Below are 16,358 nucleotides of genomic sequence, written 5' to 3'. Positions count from 1 at the left end.
AAATAAATATGATTAAAAAATTATACATACTAATGCTTTTTACAGTTTTCTCTTTTTCCACACAATCCAATGCAGATAAAAATATGATGAGTGTTGGCACAGAAGGTAAAAGTGATGATGTTACAAGAGTAATAAGAATTAAAATGTATGATAACTATTTTGAACCTAATTCTTTCAATTTTGAAGCTGAAGAGACTGTAAGATTTGAAGTAGAAAATTTTGGTGAGTTAGTTCATGAGTTTAATATTGCAAATGCCATGATGCACAAAAAGCACCAACCAGAAATGCAAAAAATGGTTGAAAATGAAATCTTACTTGGAGATAGTATTGATAGAAAAAAAATGGCTACAATGGCAGAAATGGATAAATCCATGAGTCATCAACATAGCAATAGTGTTTTATTGGAACCAAAAGAAAAAAAAGATTTAATTTGGAAATTTTCTAAAGCACAAAATATTGAAATAGCCTGTAATGTTCCAGGTCATTATGATGTTGGTATGATTGCAAAAGTAAAAATTGCTCAATAATGATAGAAAAAAATACTGTATCTAAAAATTTTCATTGGTCTTGCCAACACACATGGAGAAGAAGTGCCAAAAATACTATGTGGTGTGTTATTGGTTGTTCAATTGGAGATTTTGGAACAATATTATTTTTTCAACTGGCTCAAATTCCCTTTCCTATAATTGGTATAATGATCTTGGCAATCATTAATGGCTTACTAACTAGTATCATGCTTGAAACTTTTATTTTAATTAGACAGAATTTTAAATTTATAAATGCTCTAAAAACAGCTTGTGGGATGAGCTTTATCTCAATGATTAGTATGGAAATTTCAATGAATTTGACAGATTATTATTTAACAGGTGGAGCTCAACTTACTTATTGGGTCGTGCCTATTATGTTAATAGTGGGATTTCTAACTCCCTGGCCTTATAATTATTGGAGACTAAAAAAATTTAACATCGCCTGTCATTAAAAATGAATGTATTTATAATTTTATCATTACTAGTAATTTTAGTTGGAGTTATCTTATTAGTAGTCTCTCCATCGGTATTATTTAAATTGAACTGGGAAGAAAAAACAGGAAAAGATAAAATACTTATGTTCTTATTTTATGGAATTTTAGTTTATATAATTAATATCATCTTTTGGATTATCAAATAAACATTAATTGGTTTTGTTATTTAGATTAAGATTTTATTAATTCGTAGATTTTTGCTTTATTAGTTTGTCCTATGCTTCTGTGCACTTCTTTATTATTTTTATAGACAACAATTGTAGTCCAATAATCAATATCTAATTGTTTTGCTATATCTTTATCTTTTGTTTGTTCAAAACTTAAAAAAAGAACATCTTTAAATTCATTTTCTGCCTGATCTAGAATTTTAATTTGTCTTTTGCATGTTGTACAAGATTTTTCCCAAGAGTTTATAACAACTGTTTTTCCTTCAAGTTGAGCTTTATTAAAAATTTCATTTGTAAAAGTTGTGGTTTTTTCCACAGCAAAACAGTTAAATGAAATAAGCGTAAATATTAGAACTAAAATTTTTCTCATACATGATATATATATTGGTTAACTTTGCTTAACAAGAGGTGGTATAGGGGGTGTGCTAAATTTAACTAATGTAATTTTACTTTATTTTTCCAAGCTGTTTCTGTCTTGAAATAATTATTAATCCACTAATTATGATTATTATAGCTCCAATATAGCTATTGGTAGATGGAACTTCATCAAATAAGAAGTAGCCATACAATATTCCCCATAGGATTACCGAATATCTAAAGGTGGAGGTAACAGAAACAAGTGCAATTTTAATTGTCGCTACTGAAAAAATATAACCAAGTGCTAAAAAAAAAGCTGCTATAAATAAAATAAAAATATCCATTAAATTAAAATCATAAAATTTATAAATACTTAATAAACCAAAAAGAAGTGTCACAACAAAGCAAGTCATGAATGCGATTTGTAAACTATGATAATCTTTTTTAAATTTTTTTGTGTACATGTCTCTGATTGAAAGCATGATTGCAGCAATTATTGGGAAAATAAAATAATAACTAGACTCTAATTTTCCAGGATTAATTACCACCACCACACCTATAAAGCCCAATAATACAGCGCTCCATCTTCTCCATCTAACTTTTTCATTTAAAAATATTGCACCAAAAGCAGTTAATAAAATTGGTGCCATGCTTAAAAGAATATAAACATTAGCAAAGGGTAATAAAGCAATACCAATAAAAAAGAATAGAGCTGCTAAAGATTCTAAAAAACCTCTGACTCTTAACTCTTTTGAAGTAAAAATAGATTTAAAATTAAGTTCGTTCTTAATATAAAGAAAAAATAGAATAAAAAGCAACGTAAAAATACCTCTTATAAAAATTATTTGATTTAAAACAAATATCTCATCATAGTTTTGATAAATAACTTTAACAAAAGCATCATTAGTAGCAAATGAGAATTGACATAAAAGCATATATAATATGCCAAGCAACTCATTATTAATTTTAAATTTAGGAAACATAAAATTTTAATTATAAGTTTTTCTATTGATAATATACAAAAATCAAAAACCAATAAGAAGTAAGTCCAACAAATATTGTAGCAATAATGCTTCGGCTGAAATAACCTATAATTATAGCAAATATAGCTGCTAAGATTTTTGGATTACTTTCAATATCTATTGCGCCTGCACTATCTAAGAATATTGGTGGAAAAATTATTGCAGGGAAAATAGCAGAAGGTACATAGGAGAGTATTTTTTTTGTCTTATCATTTAATATGTCCTCTTTTAATAAAAAAATCATAGAAAACCTTGTTAAATAAGTAATAATTCCACAGTAGATAATTGTCGACCAATGCATTAATTTTTCTTTGAAGTTATCAAAGTTAATAATGTGGCAACTAGTAAAGCAGATATTGCTGCAACAATAATATATGCTTGAAATGGTATTGTATTATACCCAATAGTTGCAACTATTCCTGACACCAGCATTACAATAATATTTTTAAACTTTCTAAAATCATTAATTAATAAAGCCAAAAAGGTTAAAGAAATAGCAAAACTTAAACCTAGCTCTTCTGGAACAACTGATCCTAGAACTATACCTAAAATTGTTGATATCTGCCAAATGATCCAACAAGTAAAGCCAGCTCCTAATAAGTGATAGTGTTTAAAGCTGTTTTTTTTATTTTTTTTAAAATAAGTATTTGAGACAGCAAATGCTTGATCAATTAATACGTAAGATAAAATAATTTTCCAAGTTAATTTTAAATGAGATAAATATTCTGAAAAAACGGCTCCATATAATAAGTGTCTAGAATTAACCGCACCAACAGAAGTTATTGCAACTAAAGAAGAGGCTCCTCCCGAAAATAACTGAAGCAATACTATTTGAGAAGCTCCACCAAAAATTATAATAGACATTCCAAATGTCATATGTGCACTTAATCCTAACTCCATACCAATAACACCATAAATGATGCCAAACGGAACTACGGGTATCATTAAAGGACTTACATCTATTATTCCCTTAGATAAGTTTTTTAATCTATCATTCATTTTAAGTTAAGTTTTGTATTAGAAACAAACTATATGATCAATATTAATTGGTCTCTTGATACCAAATTTTTCATCTACTTCATGTTGATGGATATGGTGAGAATGTACAAAAACTGGAATTAACTTATTGCTCTGAGTTTTAAGTGTGTAGATAAAATTGGTTCCTCTAAATTTTCTATCCACCACTTCTAATTTTAAATTACTTTGATCATCATGTTCTAGATCTTCTGGTTGTAATAGAAGCTGAACCTCAGATCCTTTTGGGTAGTGTTTTATAAAATTACCAGTTATTGATCCCAAATCAACACTCTCTAAACTATTTTCACCTGTGACTTTTGCTGGAATTAAAATTCCTCTATTTAAAAAGTTAACTACCTCTATTGAATTTGGAAAATGGTAAACATTATATGGATCATCAAATTGTTTTAATTGTTCATCAAGGATTATGCCACATTTTGTACCTAAATAAAAAGCTTCATATGAGTCGTGTGTTACAATGATGGTTGTTATTTTTTGCTCTGTTAATATTTGTTTTAACTTAACTTGGATTTCTTCTTTAAAATTCTGATCAACATTTGATAAAGGTTCATCTAATAATAACAAATCAGGATTTGACAATAAAGATCTAGCTAAAGAAGCTCTTTGTGCTTCACCAGAACTTATTTGATGTGGATATTTATCAATGACATGATCAATATGAAGAAATTTAATTATCTCATTTATATTTAGCCCTTTTTTTTTCTTTTTATTTCTCTCAGCACCAAATTTTATATTTTCTAAAACATTATAATGAGGGAAAAGTGAGTTATCTTGAAAGGCCATTGATATGTTTCTATCTTCTGGTTCTACATGAACATCTTTAGAAGAAAGTAATTTATTCTTTAATTTAATTTTTCCAGAATTAATTTTTTCTAAACCAGCAATTGTTCTAAGAATTGTAGTTTTACCAATTCCAGATGGACCCAATAAGCAGATAATGTCTCCTTGATTTTCAATAGTCAATGAGACATTACTTACTTTGTTTTGTGCGCTAGCGGTAAATGTTACATTATCAATTTCTAGAAAATTTTTTGTCATAATTTTAGTCTTTAAGAATATATTTAGATGTAATTAATATAAAGAAACTTGCAATGATTATAAGAAATAATGATGGGGCTGCTGCGGCCTCTAATAAATCCTGAGAAGCATAGATATATGCCTTTGTTGCAAAAGTTTCAAAATTAAATGGTCTCATAATTAGCGTAATTGGTAACTCTTTAATGATTTCAATGGTTAATAAAATTCCTATCAATAAAATTGAGTTTTTTAGATATGGGACATGTATGTTTTTGAATGTCTTGAATTTAGAATATCCAAGCAGATATGCACCTTCATCAATAGAATAGTTTATTTTTAAATATCCCGATTTAATTCCGTTACTTGCTAATGAATAAAATCTAATAAAATATACTAAAACTAGGCCAAGAATAGAGCCTATAAAAATTGGCTTTATACTGTTCATTTCAAATTGACCTATAATACTGCTGTCAAACCATGAGATAAAGGTAATGAATGCTACCGCTAAAATAATCCCTGGTATTGCATATCCTGAAATTGAAAAAGTAGTTAGTGCTTTTAAAAATTTACTTTTAGAAACTCTATTTCCATAATTTGAAATAAAGGCTAAGGCAATTAATAAGCAGCTAGATAAAATTACTAAAATTGCAGTATTAGAAAATAAGTCAACTAGATCTAAATCAGCTAAATGTTTTGGAAATAGAATTGTCCAATAAAGCATTTGCAGGACCGGAAATAAAAAACTTATAGAAAAAATTAACATACAAAAAGAAAATGCTAAAAACGACTTGTATCCACTTAAATTAATAACTGATTTAGATTTAAACCCTCCTTTAGAAGGTGAGTGATATTGAGCCTTCTTTCTTGAAAAGTTTTCTAAAATAAATAATCCAAGAATAAAAATTAATAGGTAAAATGACAATCTGTTAGCAAGAGTAAGATCATCAAAAGAAATCCAAGCATTATATATTCCTGTAGTAAAAGTAGATATTCCAAAAAAAGATACAGATCCAAAATCTGATAAAGTTTCCATTGCAACTAAGGACAGACCAGCAACGATAGCAGGTCTTGCAGAGGGAAGTATTATCTTAAAAAAAGATCTTTTTTTAGAGAAACCAAGATTTTTTCCAAGTTCTATTAAATTTTGTGACTGATAGTGAAATGATGTTCTGGTTAAAACATAAACATAACCAAATAATGAAAATGATATTGAAATTATGGCTCCAATCATTCCATCAAATTTAGGAATGTGGGAATTATAATTACCTTCTCCAAATAAATTTTTTAAGATTGAAAAAGCTGTTCCATAATTTTCAAAAAAAGCAGTTAAGGAATATGCATAAATATAAGCTGGGACAGCAAAAGATAGAATTAAAGACCATTTAAAAAAATTTACACCTGGAAAATTATAAAATGAAACTAAATAAGCGCATCCAACACCAATTATAAATGTTAAAAATAAAACACCTATTAAAAGTATTAAAGAATTATAAATATAATCATAAAGAAAAGTATTTTTTAAAATTAAACTATAATCTCCAGTAGTTTCAAAAAAACTGCTAAATACAGTTAAAATCGGTGCAGCCACTACTAAAGAAATAAGTAGTGATGATATATACCAAATATTTATTTTTCTAAATCTCATAATTTACAATACCTTAATAATTATTTTTAAGAAACTTCCCTTGTTACCAAGGGAAGTTAATACCAACTCTAAAACCAATTTGAGAGAGAGATTATAGAGCTAATTCTTAAAATTTTCTTATAAGCTATGAGTTTGCATCTTTTATTATTTAGATAGATACTCTATACAGTTCTCGGGAGTTGTTTGTTCATATGGATCAGGATCACTGCCATCATTATTCATACCATCCTCTTGCCACCATTTTTCAACCACACCATCATTTATAATTGCACTATATCTCCAGCTTCTTAGACCAAAACCTACATGCTTTTTGTCAACTAACATGCCCATTGCCCTTGTAAAATCTGCATTTCCATCTGGTAATACCTTAACTTTTCTCAATTTTTGTTGATCAGCCCAAGCATTCATCACAAAGCCATCATTAACACTAATACAATAAATTTCATTAATACCTAGGCCTAACAATTTATCATAATTTCCTTCAAATCCTGGTAACTGCTTTTCAGAACATACTGGTGTAAATGCACCTGGTAATGAAAATAGTATTACTTTTTTACCTTTGAATATTTCATCAGTACTTACATCAACCCACTTTCCAATTTTTCTTGTTTTCAAAACTACATTTGAACATTTTTTTCCTTCTATCATTCTATTCCTGTTATTTTTTAAGTGTTTGTTTAATTGAATTATTTGCATTTGAATTTTTTAGTGCTCATAGTTAAATTAGGTAGGGTAAATACCTTTTGTAGAGCTATGAGCACAATCATTAAAAAGAAAATTAAGTATTAAAAGGAGAGAGGATATGTGCAACCTCTTTATCTTCAATATCTGATAATTTTCTATTATTTATTTTTCTATTGATTTTTTCACACTCTGCTGCACATGGATCACAAGCTTTCAGAGATTGTGACCCATATACGTCAGAAGATTTATCTAAATCAATATTAAATAAATTCTTTTTCACTAGCTTATTACTTCCAACTTGCTGCTAACATACACTCAAGTGCTGTAGCTTGTTGTTTTCCATAATTAGCAACTTTAGTTTCTAAATCTTGATTGTATCCAAGACCCATTTGTTTAACTAATGCATGAGGTTCAACACCATCAATCATTGGATATTCAAATGTATTATTAACTATGTGTTCTTGTGCTTCTTTAGTTAATAAAAACTCAAGTAGTTTTTTTGCATTATCAGGATTTGGTGCAGTTTTAATTACCCCTCCTCCACTAATGTTCATGTGAGTTCCTCTATCTCCTTGGTTAGGGAAAAAAGGTAAAACTTTTTTAGCAGCTGCTTGTTGTTCAGCACCTTTTTTTCCAGATAACATCAAAGCATAGTAGTATGTATTAGCTACTGCTAGATCAGCTTCACCTGCAGCTACAGCTAAAATTTGAGCTCTATCATTTCCTTTAGAGTCCCTAGCCATGTTAGCCACAACACCTTTTGCCCAAGAACAAGTTGCTGCTTTACCATTATTTTTTACTAATGATGCAACAAGAGATTGGTTATAGATATTGTTAGATTTTCTTATAACAACTCTACCTTTCCATTTTGGATCAGCAAGACCTTCGTAAGTCATACCGTTAAGCTCATTTGCATTTACTCTTTCAGGTGAGTAATACATAATTCTTGCTCTCTTAGCTATTCCAGTCCATTTAGAAGTTCTAAAATTTGCTGGAACTGCAGCTTTGATCGCAGTTGTCATAGAATTTTGGAACATCCCTTTTGCAGCGAATGCACCTAATCTTCCTGCATCAGCAGTAATATAAAGGTCAGCCTTGGAATCGGCACCTTCTTCAGTTATTCTTTTTTGAAGAGCTTTATCTTTACCAGATACAACATTTACTTTAATTCCAGTTTTAGCTGTAAATTTTTCGTAAAGTTGAATGTCTGAATCGTAATGTCTTGCACTGAATACATTAACTTCAGCAGCAAACGTCATGTTTGCAAATAAAGTCATGAAAAATGCAATAATTGTAATTTTTTTCATTATTATTTCCTGTTTTTATTGTTTATTTAGTTTGGAATGCTTATTATTAGCATTGCGAATGATTATCAATCGCATTTATTGACGCAGTTTACAAGAGTTAATTAAGATAATATCGCAATAAGTAAATTACTTAAAAAAGACAGAGATATAACAAAAGCTGTAAAAAAATTACAATACATTAGAGTAATTGTGCGATTTCTAATTCTTCTTTTCCTTACAAAGGGCTTATCATCAAGATCTGAAATATCTCTTTCACCAATAACCTTATAATCATAAGTCCAACGCCAAATAGAATTACCAAATCTTTTATCGCTGTTATTGTAATAGATAATCCAGGCAACGATATATCGATGAGAAATGTAGAAAATGACTAAAAGTATTCCACTTAGGATCATTTAAATATTAGAACATATTTAAAGTTTAAGTAAAGACTAATTAAAACTGTTCAGATTCTGTAGAGCCTGCCATAGCAGTTGTAGAGCTTTTTCCACTACTTATAGTATTTGAAACTGCATCAAAATAAGATGTTCCAACTTCTCTTTGATGTTTAACGCTAGTGTAACCATCTTTCTCTCTAGCAAATTCAAGCTCTTGTATTTTAGAATAAGCAGTCATTCCTTCAGTTTTATATTTTTCAGCAAGTTCAAAAATTGCAATATTTTGAGTATGAAATCCTGCAAGTGTAATAAACTGAAACTTATAGCCCATCTCACTAATTTTTTGCTGAAATGTTCCAATCTCAGCATCTGATAAATGCTTCTTCCAGTTAAACGAGGGAGAACAATTGTAAGCTAATAATTTTCCAGGAAATTTTTCATGAATTGCATCAGCAAACTTTTTTGCTTCTTGTAAGTTTGGCGTTGCTGTCTCACACCAAATTAAATCTGAATAAGGGGCATAAGCCAAACCTCTTGAAATAGCTTGATTAATACCATGTTTAACATAATAAAAACCTTCGGGTGATCTTTCGCCAGTTAAAAATGGTTTATCATTTTCATCAAAATCATTTGTAATTAACTTTGCGGCATTTGCATCCGTTCTCGCTAAAATTATTAAGGGCACATCAGCAATATCTGCAGCAAGTCTTGCGGCTTTTAAATTCTTAATCATCGTGCCAGTTGGAACTAAAACTTTTCCACCCATGTGGCCACATTTTTTTTCACTAGCTAATTGATCTTCAAAATGAACTCCAGCCGCACCTGCTTTAATAAATTTTTTTGCTAATTCAAAAACGTTTAATGGTCCTCCAAAACCTGCTTCTCCATCTGCAATAATAGGTAACATATAGTCTGTTCTATCTTTGGATTGCATATCTCCATCATGTAGTTCCATATGTTGAATTTGATCAGCTCTAATTAGTGCATTGTTCATTGACTCAACTAATTTTGGAGCACTGTCATACGGATATAAAGACTGGTCAGGATACATTTCTCCAGCAGTATTTGCATCAGCGGCTACTTGCCATCCACTTAAATAAATTGCTTTCAATCCGGCTTTGGCATGTTGAATAGCATGATTTCCAGATAATGATCCTAATGTATTGATATAGTTTTCAGAATTCAAAAGATCCCATAATTTTTTAGATTGATGTTTACACATTGAGTATTCAACTTTAATTGAACCTCTTAATCTCTCAACCTCTTCTGTAGTATAATCTCTTTTAATTCCTGCAAATCTTTTTAAATCGTATGAAACATTGGCTTCTGAGCTCATGAGTGGGTTCTTTCTAGGTTATGTAGTTAAGAAAATTAGATTTTAAGTGAACGAATTAGTTACTATCGTTGATTTGATCAACTAAAGCTTCCATTCCACTTGAACCCCAATCACAATGATCATCTCTCATATAGATACCTTTTGCTTTATATGCAGATAAATCCTCTTCTCTTATGATTTGAGCGTCATTTTCTGTATTTTTTAATTTTTCATTCATATGAAATATATAATTTACAAGATTTACAAATACTACTAAAAAGTACCATTTTACTTGTAAACTGAGTTTATTTTTTGTAAATTAAAATTTACAAAATTTACAAATAAGAGAATAAAAATGAGTATAAACGTCAGTATTGGCAATAAAATTAGAAACTTTAGGCGAAAGTTAGGTCTTCAAGCTAAAAAGTTAGCTGAACAAATAAATATTTCACCTAGCTATTTAAATCTAATTGAAAGCGGAAAAAGAAATATTGATGCTGATCTATTAATTAAAATTTGCAATGAATTAAGAATTGAGTTGTCTGATCTTACTAGTGAAAGAGAAATTAGTTTAGATAATTCAAAAATTGCAATTACTAAATTTTTAAAAAATAAAAATATAAATAAATCTGATTTAAAAATTGGACCTAAAATAAAAGCATTTAGAAGACAATTAGGATTGCAGGCAAATAAATTTGCTGAACAAATAAAAATTTCTCCAAGCTATCTAAACTTAATTGAAAGTGGAAAAAGAAATATTGATGGTGACTTATTAATTAAAGTTAGTAAAGAGTTAAGAGTTAACTTATCTGATTTAACTAGCAAGGCTGATGTTAATTTAGAAAATGATATTTCTGAGCTTTTAGATGATCAATTGTTTGAAGACTTAGATATATTAGGGCCTGAAGTAAAGGATCTAGTAAATACCAATCCAAAAATTGCAAAAGCATTAATTAAATTAGGAGATAATTTCAAACAAAAAGACCATGATATAGTTAATAAAGTTGAGGATATTTCAGGAAAAAAAATTGATAGTAGGAAAACAGCTTTTCCTGGAGAGGTAATATCAGATTTCCTTCAAGAAAATAAGAACTACTTTCCTAAATTAGAAAAATTTGCAGATAAAATCTTTAATAAAGTTCAAGTTAATAATAGGACAAGATATATTGCTCTATGCGATTTTTTGAAATCTGAATATTCAATAATTGTTAAAGATATAATTCCAGAAGATGGCAAACCTTTTTCAAAAATCTATAATAATAAAAAAAAAGAACTTCTATTAAGTGATTATAATACTTTAGAAACTAAAAAATTACATGCTGCATCTCAAATTGCTCAAGAAGGTGCGTCAAAAGAAATTAATGAATATCTATCTAATTTTAATTTTCCATCTAATGAGTCAAAAAGACTGACACAAGTTGCACTATTAAATTATTGTGGTGCTGCAATTTTAATGCCTTATAAATTATTTCATTCAGAATGTAAGGAGCTAAAATATGATTTAGAACTTTTGCAAAATACTTTCGCTACTTCTTTTGAACAAGTTGCTCATAGAGTGACTTGCCTTCAAGATCCTAAATTACCAGGCATACCTTTTCATATGTTAAGAACAGATATTGCAGGAAATATTTCTAAAAGATTTTCTTTATCTGGAATTGAAATACCAAGATATGGTGGTGCTTGCCCTAGATGGAATGTGTATTCAGCCTTTACAAGGCCTGGAGTTATACAAGCCGCAGTAAGTAAAATGACTAATGGTGAAAAATATGTGTGTATTGCAAGAACTGTTGAAAAAGGTGTTGGTCGATATGGTTTATCAAAAAGTATTTTATCAATTGGTTTAGGTTGTGAGGCTAAATATGCAAAAGAATTTGTATATACAGAAAATTTAGATATCTCAGATAAGAAAACTGAAATTCCTATTGGTGTTTCTTGTAGAACTTGTGACAGGTTAGATTGCTCACAAAGAGCTTTTCCACCACTGCACAAAAAGTTTGATATAGATATTAATTCTAGAGGTGTTTCAGTTTATGTTAACGACAAAAATAACTAGAATTATTTCCAATCACCTATTTTACTAAATAAGAAATTTCTAAAGGCAGTAATTCTTGCTGTATTTTTAAGAGATTGAGGGTAGACAAAGTGAGCCTCTGTTATAGGTCCTTCTGAGTTTGGGAGAACTTTTATTACATTATTTGAATTAAAAACTAAATACTCAGGAAGTGCTGCAAGTCCAACACCCGCTTCAACTGCCAAAAGTAAACCCATGACACTATTCACTTTCATTATTGGTTTTCTTTTTTTAGCATCTTTAATTCCAAGTTTTAAAGCCCAGTCAGGATCATACACTGGTGAGGGTGCTCCTTTACCAAATGAAATAAATTTATGTTTATTTAGATCTGTAACATTTTTTGGCATCCCATGTTTCTCTAAATATTTATTTGATCCATATATATAATATTTAATATCTACTAATTTTTTTTGGATATAATTAAGTTGCTTAGGTCTTCTCATAAAAATACCTAAATCTGCTTGTCTTGTACTTAAGTCTAACTCTTTATCGTCAAAAATTAATTCAATTTCAATTTCTGGATTTAAAGTCATAAACTCTTGAATTCTAGGTGTTAGCCAGTGAGTTCCAAAACTTCTAACTGTTGTAATTGTTAATTTACCAGTTGGTTTGTTTTTTTGATCACCCAATGTAGACTCAACTTCTTTCAATTTACTAATCACATCATGAGCTGTTTTAAATAAATACTCTCCATTTTCAGTTAATGTAAGACCTCTTGCATGTCTTTCGAAGAGTTGTACTTTAAGGTCTTGTTCTAATGATTGAATTTGTCTGCTTATTGCAGATTGACTTAAATTTAGATTTATTGTTGCATTAGTAAAGCTTCCAGCTTCCGCTACTGCATGAAATATTTTTAATTTATCCCAATCCATCTATTTATTAAGATCAACAATATATCTTCCTGATGTTTCACCTTTTAACATTTTTGGATATATGTCTATTAAATCTTCTAAGCTCACTGTTTTAATTGATTTTTCTAGTTGCTCGAAATCAATAATATTTTTAACTTCATGCCAAACAAATTCTCTTCTTTTTATCGATGCTGTAACAGAATTTATTCCCCAAAGTTTAACACCTCTAATAATAAAAGGCATTACAGTAGTGTTTAATTTATAATCAGAAGCATTTCCACAGGCCGCAACAATTCCATTGTCTCTAGTTTGCGCAAGTGCATTAGCAAGTATTTTTCCACCAACAGTATCGACAACACCGTCCCACAGACCTTTGTCTAAGGGTCTAGCGTCTTTATCTAAATCAGCTTTATTTATTATTTTTTTAGCACCTAATAATCTTAAATATTCTTCATTTTCAGCTTTTCCGGTAACTGCTGTAACATTGTAACCAAATTTATTTAAAATCATCACTGCAATACTTCCAACACCTCCAGAAGCACCAGTGACTAAAACATCTTTAACTTTTTCACCTAATAAAAGTTCTTCTCTAGCTTTGATTGCAAAAGAACATAATAATGCTGTTAGTCCAGCAGTACCTAAAATCATTGCCTGTTTGGATGTAATATCTTTTGGTTTTTTAACTAGATAATCTCCATTGACTTTTGCAAATTGAGAGTAGCCACCAAAATAAATTTCACCAACTCTCCAACCTGTAAGTATTACCTCGTCCCCTTTTTCAAATTTAGAATTGTCACTTTCTAAGACAGTTCCTGCAAAATCAATGCCTGGGATATGTGGAAATTCTTTTACTAATTTTGCCCCATTTCTTAAAATAAGTGCATCTTTATAGTTTAAGTCTGAATAATCTACTTGAACAAGTACATCACCATGTTTTAAAAATGATTTATCTATTGATTTTACCTCTCTTGTAAAATTTTCACCTTCTTGATTGACAACTAGTGCTTTAAAATTATCTGACATACTTTTCCCCCTTAGGAAGGTTACTTACTAATAAATCTTAAATATCTATTCTGAATACTTAAATCTTTTTTAAATTCTCCTAAGAAATAATTTGTAACTGTTGTTGCATTTTCTTTTTTAATTCCTCTCATTGTCATACATTGGTGTGCTGCATCAATTGTAACAGCAACTCCTTTTGCATCTAATGAAGTCATTAAAGCTTGAGCAACTTGCATTGTTAATCTTTCTTGTGTCTGTAATCTTTTTGAAAAAACCTCTACTACTCTTGCAAGTTTACTTAAACCTACAACTCTTTCATTTGGAATGTAGGCAACATGTGCTGTTCCAACAATAGGTGCCATGTGGTGTTCACAATGACTTGATACTGAAATATTTTTTTCAACAACCATGTCATCATAACCCTCAACATCACCAAAAGTTTTCTCTAAAATTTTATTTGCATCTTCAGTGTATCCACCAAAATATTCTTTAAATGCTTTAACAACTCTTTTTGGAGTTTCTAATAATCCTTCTCTACTAGGATCTTCACCCATCCAAGTTAAAATAGTTTTAAAAGCCTCTTCAGCTTCTTTATCAGAAACTTTTTTGGTGTCTAAAATTTTGCTATCTGTGTCTTCTACTAATTTCATATGGCAAGTTTATACAGTAAATCATTGTTTTTAAAATATTTAATATATTGTTCAATATGCTACATAATCACCTAGATATGTTTAAAAAAAGAGAAAATATAGTCGAAATTGAAGAGGGAAAACTCCTTTCACCAAAATTTGATAATGATGGCTTAATTCCAGTCATCACTATGTGCTCAAAAACTAAAGATGTTTTGATGCATGGATACATGAATGTTGAGGCTTTTAAAAAAACTATTGAGACTAAAGAAGCTCATTACTTTAGTAGATCTAGACAGCAAATTTGGCACAAAGGTAAAACTAGTGGCTTCACTCAAAAAGTAACAGAAATTAGAATTGATGATGATCAAGACTCAATCTGGTTAACTGTAGATATTGGAGATGGCTCTAGCTGTCATGTTGGTTATCGATCATGTTTTTATAGATCAATTCCATTAGGCCCAATTGAAAATGGTAGAGAAATTGAAATGAAGTTTGAAGAGAAAGAAAAATCTTTTGATCCAGAGGTTGTCTACAAAGGTCAACCCAATCCAACAAAAATTTAAATGAGCGACAAACAAAAAAATGTTCTTGGTGAAGATCTAGAAGAATGTTCTAACGATCCTTTAACAGGATGGCATAGAGATGGCTGTTGTAGCACTGATGAAAATGATCACGGTGTTCACACCGTTTGTGCAAAAGTTACAATAGAATTTTTAGAATGGTGTAAAGAAGCTGGCAACGATTTAATAACTCCTCATCCTGAATTTGGATTTCCAGGTCTCAAAGCTGGAGATGGTTGGTGTGTTTGTGCTAGTTGGTATGCAAGAGCTGCAGATGCTGGCAAACCTTGTCCTGTTTATTTAAAAAGAACACATGAAAAAACTTTAAAGCTTGTTTCAATGGAAGTTTTAAAGAAAAATGCTATTGATTTATCTTAGTTAATCCTAAGATTGAAATCATTTTCTTGTAAAACTCAAAATGAACTAATAAGTTTTAAAAATGGAAATTGCAACAAAGATAGCTCCATTAGGTTTAGCTTTAATAATGTTGGGGCTTGGATTGAGTTTGACTATTCAAGATTTCATAAGAGTAGTTAAAATTCCAAAAGATTTTTTAGTCGGTTTTATTTCTCAGTTAGTTTTGCTACCAATCGTTGCTTTGTCTATAGCATTACTATTAAATCTGTCAGCAGAACTTGCTGTTGGATTAATGTTGATTGCATGTGCACCTGGTGGTGTTACATCAAATGTAATTACTAAATTTGCTGATGGTGACGTTGCACTTTCAATATCACTAACTGCAGTAGTTAGTTTGATTAGTATTATTTCTGTACCATTTATAATGTTTACATCTATGGATTTCTTTGAAATTGGTATTATTAAAGAAATATCTATGACTGGTATTGCTTTAAAGATGTTTTTTGTTGTTACAGTTCCAGTATTAATTGGAATGATAATTAAGCATTTTGCTAGAAATTTTGTTGATAACCAAGCCGCAATAATTCAAAAAATTTCAATCATACTATTTATATTAGTGTTTGCTGCAATTTATATAGAGGAATGGGATAATATTATAACTTATTTTACTCAAGCTGGCTTGCCCGTCTTACTACTAAATATGTCAATGATGCTTTTAGGTTTTTATATTGCAAAAATTTTTGCATCTGGAGTTGCACAACAAAGATGTATTTCAATAGAGTGTGGACTTCAAAATGGAACTTTAGCACTATTTGTTGGAACACAAATGTTTGGCGAAAGTATAGCTACTTTTATTATACCCACAGCAGCTTATGCTTTGATAATGATGATGACTTCAATAATTTTTGTATTTATTCTTAGAAAAAATACTTAGT

General features: G+C 29.6%; 21 protein-coding genes. 7 read left to right on the top strand and 14 right to left on the bottom strand.

Annotated features, from left to right (window positions below; all coding sequences use genetic code 11):
- Positions 1-8 precede the first annotated feature (8 nt).
- Genes AC5YGA_RS01855 through AC5YGA_RS01845 form a run of 3 tightly spaced genes read left to right on the top strand, consistent with a single transcriptional unit; the run spans position 9 to position 1,167 of the window.
- Complete coding sequence (locus AC5YGA_RS01855; protein WP_415309014.1) at positions 9-527, top strand: cupredoxin domain-containing protein; 519 nt, start codon at positions 9-11, stop codon at positions 525-527.
- A complete protein-coding gene (locus AC5YGA_RS01850) occupies positions 527-979 on the top strand; it encodes a DUF4396 domain-containing protein (protein ID WP_415309012.1) in 453 nt (150 codons plus the stop codon). Before AC5YGA_RS01855 ends, AC5YGA_RS01850 begins: the two co-directional genes overlap by 1 nt.
- 2 nt (positions 980-981) lie before the next feature.
- A complete protein-coding gene (locus AC5YGA_RS01845; protein ID WP_415309011.1) occupies positions 982-1,167 on the top strand; it encodes a hypothetical protein in 186 nt (61 codons plus the stop codon).
- A gap of 25 nt (positions 1,168-1,192) precedes the next feature.
- Here AC5YGA_RS01845 and AC5YGA_RS01840 read toward each other — a convergent pair whose 3' ends face one another.
- The 11 genes from AC5YGA_RS01840 to AC5YGA_RS01790 form a co-directional block, all read right to left on the bottom strand.
- Entirely contained in the window at positions 1,193-1,558 is a 366-nt protein-coding gene (locus tag AC5YGA_RS01840; protein ID WP_415309009.1) for a TlpA family protein disulfide reductase, read from the bottom strand.
- Between the two features lie 76 nt (positions 1,559-1,634).
- On the bottom strand, positions 1,635-2,528 hold the full coding sequence (locus AC5YGA_RS01835; protein WP_415309007.1) for a DMT family transporter: 894 nt from the start codon (positions 2,526-2,528) through the stop codon (positions 1,635-1,637).
- A 22-nt stretch (positions 2,529-2,550) separates the two neighbouring features.
- Entirely contained in the window at positions 2,551-2,868 is a 318-nt protein-coding gene (locus AC5YGA_RS01830; RefSeq protein ID WP_415309005.1) for an AzlD domain-containing protein, read from the bottom strand.
- Entirely contained in the window at positions 2,868-3,566 is a 699-nt protein-coding gene (locus tag AC5YGA_RS01825) for an AzlC family ABC transporter permease (protein ID WP_415309003.1), read from the bottom strand. The genes AC5YGA_RS01830 and AC5YGA_RS01825 overlap by 1 nt, the downstream gene beginning before the upstream one ends.
- Before the next feature lie 18 nt (positions 3,567-3,584).
- Positions 3,585-4,643, bottom strand: coding sequence for an ABC transporter ATP-binding protein (locus tag AC5YGA_RS01820; RefSeq protein ID WP_415309001.1), 1,059 nt, complete (start codon positions 4,641-4,643; stop codon positions 3,585-3,587).
- A gap of 4 nt (positions 4,644-4,647) precedes the next feature.
- Positions 4,648-6,267 (bottom strand): ABC transporter permease, encoded by a 1,620-nt coding sequence (locus AC5YGA_RS01815; RefSeq protein ID WP_415308999.1) that lies wholly within the window; start codon positions 6,265-6,267, stop codon positions 4,648-4,650.
- A gap of 144 nt (positions 6,268-6,411) precedes the next feature.
- Positions 6,412-6,915, bottom strand: coding sequence for a peroxiredoxin (locus tag AC5YGA_RS01810; protein ID WP_415308997.1), 504 nt, complete (start codon positions 6,913-6,915; stop codon positions 6,412-6,414).
- A 130-nt stretch (positions 6,916-7,045) separates the two neighbouring features.
- Positions 7,046-7,231 (bottom strand): hypothetical protein, encoded by a 186-nt coding sequence (locus AC5YGA_RS01805; protein ID WP_168607384.1) that lies wholly within the window; start codon positions 7,229-7,231, stop codon positions 7,046-7,048.
- 7 nt (positions 7,232-7,238) lie between these two features.
- Positions 7,239-8,258 (bottom strand): extracellular solute-binding protein, encoded by a 1,020-nt coding sequence (locus AC5YGA_RS01800; RefSeq protein WP_415308995.1) that lies wholly within the window; start codon positions 8,256-8,258, stop codon positions 7,239-7,241.
- A 435-nt stretch (positions 8,259-8,693) separates the two neighbouring features.
- Positions 8,694-9,971, bottom strand: a complete 1,278-nt coding sequence (gene aceA, locus AC5YGA_RS01795; protein ID WP_415308993.1) for an isocitrate lyase — start codon at positions 9,969-9,971, stop codon at positions 8,694-8,696.
- A gap of 55 nt (positions 9,972-10,026) precedes the next feature.
- Positions 10,027-10,188 (bottom strand): hypothetical protein, encoded by a 162-nt coding sequence (locus tag AC5YGA_RS01790; protein WP_415308991.1) that lies wholly within the window; start codon positions 10,186-10,188, stop codon positions 10,027-10,029.
- A gap of 117 nt (positions 10,189-10,305) precedes the next feature.
- Here AC5YGA_RS01790 and AC5YGA_RS01785 point away from each other — a divergent pair, with 117 nt between their 5' ends.
- Complete coding sequence (locus AC5YGA_RS01785; protein ID WP_415308989.1) at positions 10,306-12,003, top strand: short-chain fatty acyl-CoA regulator family protein; 1,698 nt, start codon at positions 10,306-10,308, stop codon at positions 12,001-12,003.
- Positions 12,004-12,005: 2 nt separating this feature from the next.
- Here the strand turns inward: AC5YGA_RS01785 and AC5YGA_RS01780 are convergent, their stop codons facing one another.
- The 3 genes from AC5YGA_RS01780 to folE are packed head-to-tail and all read right to left on the bottom strand — an operon-like array spanning position 12,006 to position 14,524.
- Positions 12,006-12,893: a LysR family transcriptional regulator gene (locus tag AC5YGA_RS01780; protein WP_415308987.1), complete on the bottom strand. Its 888-nt coding sequence runs from the start codon at positions 12,891-12,893 to the stop codon at positions 12,006-12,008.
- Complete coding sequence (locus AC5YGA_RS01775) at positions 12,894-13,895, bottom strand: oxidoreductase (RefSeq protein WP_415308985.1); 1,002 nt, start codon at positions 13,893-13,895, stop codon at positions 12,894-12,896.
- Positions 13,896-13,915: 20 nt separating this feature from the next.
- Complete coding sequence (folE, locus tag AC5YGA_RS01770; protein ID WP_271564482.1) at positions 13,916-14,524, bottom strand: GTP cyclohydrolase I FolE; 609 nt, start codon at positions 14,522-14,524, stop codon at positions 13,916-13,918.
- A 77-nt stretch (positions 14,525-14,601) separates the two neighbouring features.
- On the opposite strand from folE, the gene hisI reads away from it, so the two are divergent.
- The 3 genes from hisI to AC5YGA_RS01755 all read left to right on the top strand — a co-directional run bounded on the left by hisI (position 14,602) and on the right by AC5YGA_RS01755 (position 16,357).
- Positions 14,602-15,069: a phosphoribosyl-AMP cyclohydrolase gene (hisI, locus tag AC5YGA_RS01765; protein ID WP_041185798.1), complete on the top strand. Its 468-nt coding sequence runs from the start codon at positions 14,602-14,604 to the stop codon at positions 15,067-15,069.
- Positions 15,070-15,444 carry a DUF2237 family protein gene (locus tag AC5YGA_RS01760; RefSeq protein ID WP_415308982.1) on the top strand — a complete coding sequence of 125 codons (375 nt, stop codon included), beginning with the start codon at positions 15,070-15,072 and terminating at the stop codon, positions 15,442-15,444.
- 61 nt (positions 15,445-15,505) lie between these two features.
- Positions 15,506-16,357 (top strand): bile acid:sodium symporter family protein, encoded by an 852-nt coding sequence (locus tag AC5YGA_RS01755; protein ID WP_415308981.1) that lies wholly within the window; start codon positions 15,506-15,508, stop codon positions 16,355-16,357.
- Position 16,358: the final 1 nt, after the last annotated feature.

Source organism: Candidatus Pelagibacter sp. uisw_091 (assembly GCF_059512525.1).
Note: the sequence above shows the minus strand (reverse complement) of the source record. Positions and strands in the feature narration are given on the sequence as shown.

What these genes read in the sequence shown, in the direction of transcription:
- AC5YGA_RS01790 (WP_415308991.1), bottom strand. Translation starts at nt 10,188, where the DNA reads ATGAATGAAAAATTAAAAAATACAGAAAATGACGCTCAAATCATAAGA.
- hisI (WP_041185798.1), top strand. Translation starts at nt 14,602, where the DNA reads ATGTTTAAAAAAAGAGAAAATATAGTCGAAATTGAAGAGGGAAAACTC.
- AC5YGA_RS01820 (WP_415309001.1), bottom strand. Translation starts at nt 4,643, where the DNA reads ATGACAAAAAATTTTCTAGAAATTGATAATGTAACATTTACCGCTAGC.
- AC5YGA_RS01855 (WP_415309014.1), top strand. Translation starts at nt 9, where the DNA reads ATGATTAAAAAATTATACATACTAATGCTTTTTACAGTTTTCTCTTTT.
- AC5YGA_RS01775 (WP_415308985.1), bottom strand. Translation starts at nt 13,895, where the DNA reads ATGTCAGATAATTTTAAAGCACTAGTTGTCAATCAAGAAGGTGAAAAT.
- AC5YGA_RS01845 (WP_415309011.1), top strand. Translation starts at nt 982, where the DNA reads ATGAATGTATTTATAATTTTATCATTACTAGTAATTTTAGTTGGAGTT.
- AC5YGA_RS01755 (WP_415308981.1), top strand. Translation starts at nt 15,506, where the DNA reads ATGGAAATTGCAACAAAGATAGCTCCATTAGGTTTAGCTTTAATAATG.
- folE (WP_271564482.1), bottom strand. Translation starts at nt 14,524, where the DNA reads ATGAAATTAGTAGAAGACACAGATAGCAAAATTTTAGACACCAAAAAA.
- AC5YGA_RS01800 (WP_415308995.1), bottom strand. Translation starts at nt 8,258, where the DNA reads ATGAAAAAAATTACAATTATTGCATTTTTCATGACTTTATTTGCAAAC.
- aceA (WP_415308993.1), bottom strand. Translation starts at nt 9,971, where the DNA reads ATGAGCTCAGAAGCCAATGTTTCATACGATTTAAAAAGATTTGCAGGA.
- AC5YGA_RS01830 (WP_415309005.1), bottom strand. Translation starts at nt 2,868, where the DNA reads ATGCATTGGTCGACAATTATCTACTGTGGAATTATTACTTATTTAACA.
- AC5YGA_RS01760 (WP_415308982.1), top strand. Translation starts at nt 15,070, where the DNA reads ATGAGCGACAAACAAAAAAATGTTCTTGGTGAAGATCTAGAAGAATGT.
- AC5YGA_RS01810 (WP_415308997.1), bottom strand. Translation starts at nt 6,915, where the DNA reads ATGATAGAAGGAAAAAAATGTTCAAATGTAGTTTTGAAAACAAGAAAA.
- AC5YGA_RS01835 (WP_415309007.1), bottom strand. Translation starts at nt 2,528, where the DNA reads ATGTTTCCTAAATTTAAAATTAATAATGAGTTGCTTGGCATATTATAT.
- AC5YGA_RS01850 (WP_415309012.1), top strand. Translation starts at nt 527, where the DNA reads ATGATAGAAAAAAATACTGTATCTAAAAATTTTCATTGGTCTTGCCAA.
- AC5YGA_RS01815 (WP_415308999.1), bottom strand. Translation starts at nt 6,267, where the DNA reads ATGAGATTTAGAAAAATAAATATTTGGTATATATCATCACTACTTATT.
- AC5YGA_RS01840 (WP_415309009.1), bottom strand. Translation starts at nt 1,558, where the DNA reads ATGAGAAAAATTTTAGTTCTAATATTTACGCTTATTTCATTTAACTGT.
- AC5YGA_RS01780 (WP_415308987.1), bottom strand. Translation starts at nt 12,893, where the DNA reads ATGGATTGGGATAAATTAAAAATATTTCATGCAGTAGCGGAAGCTGGA.
- AC5YGA_RS01785 (WP_415308989.1), top strand. Translation starts at nt 10,306, where the DNA reads ATGAGTATAAACGTCAGTATTGGCAATAAAATTAGAAACTTTAGGCGA.
- AC5YGA_RS01825 (WP_415309003.1), bottom strand. Translation starts at nt 3,566, where the DNA reads ATGAATGATAGATTAAAAAACTTATCTAAGGGAATAATAGATGTAAGT.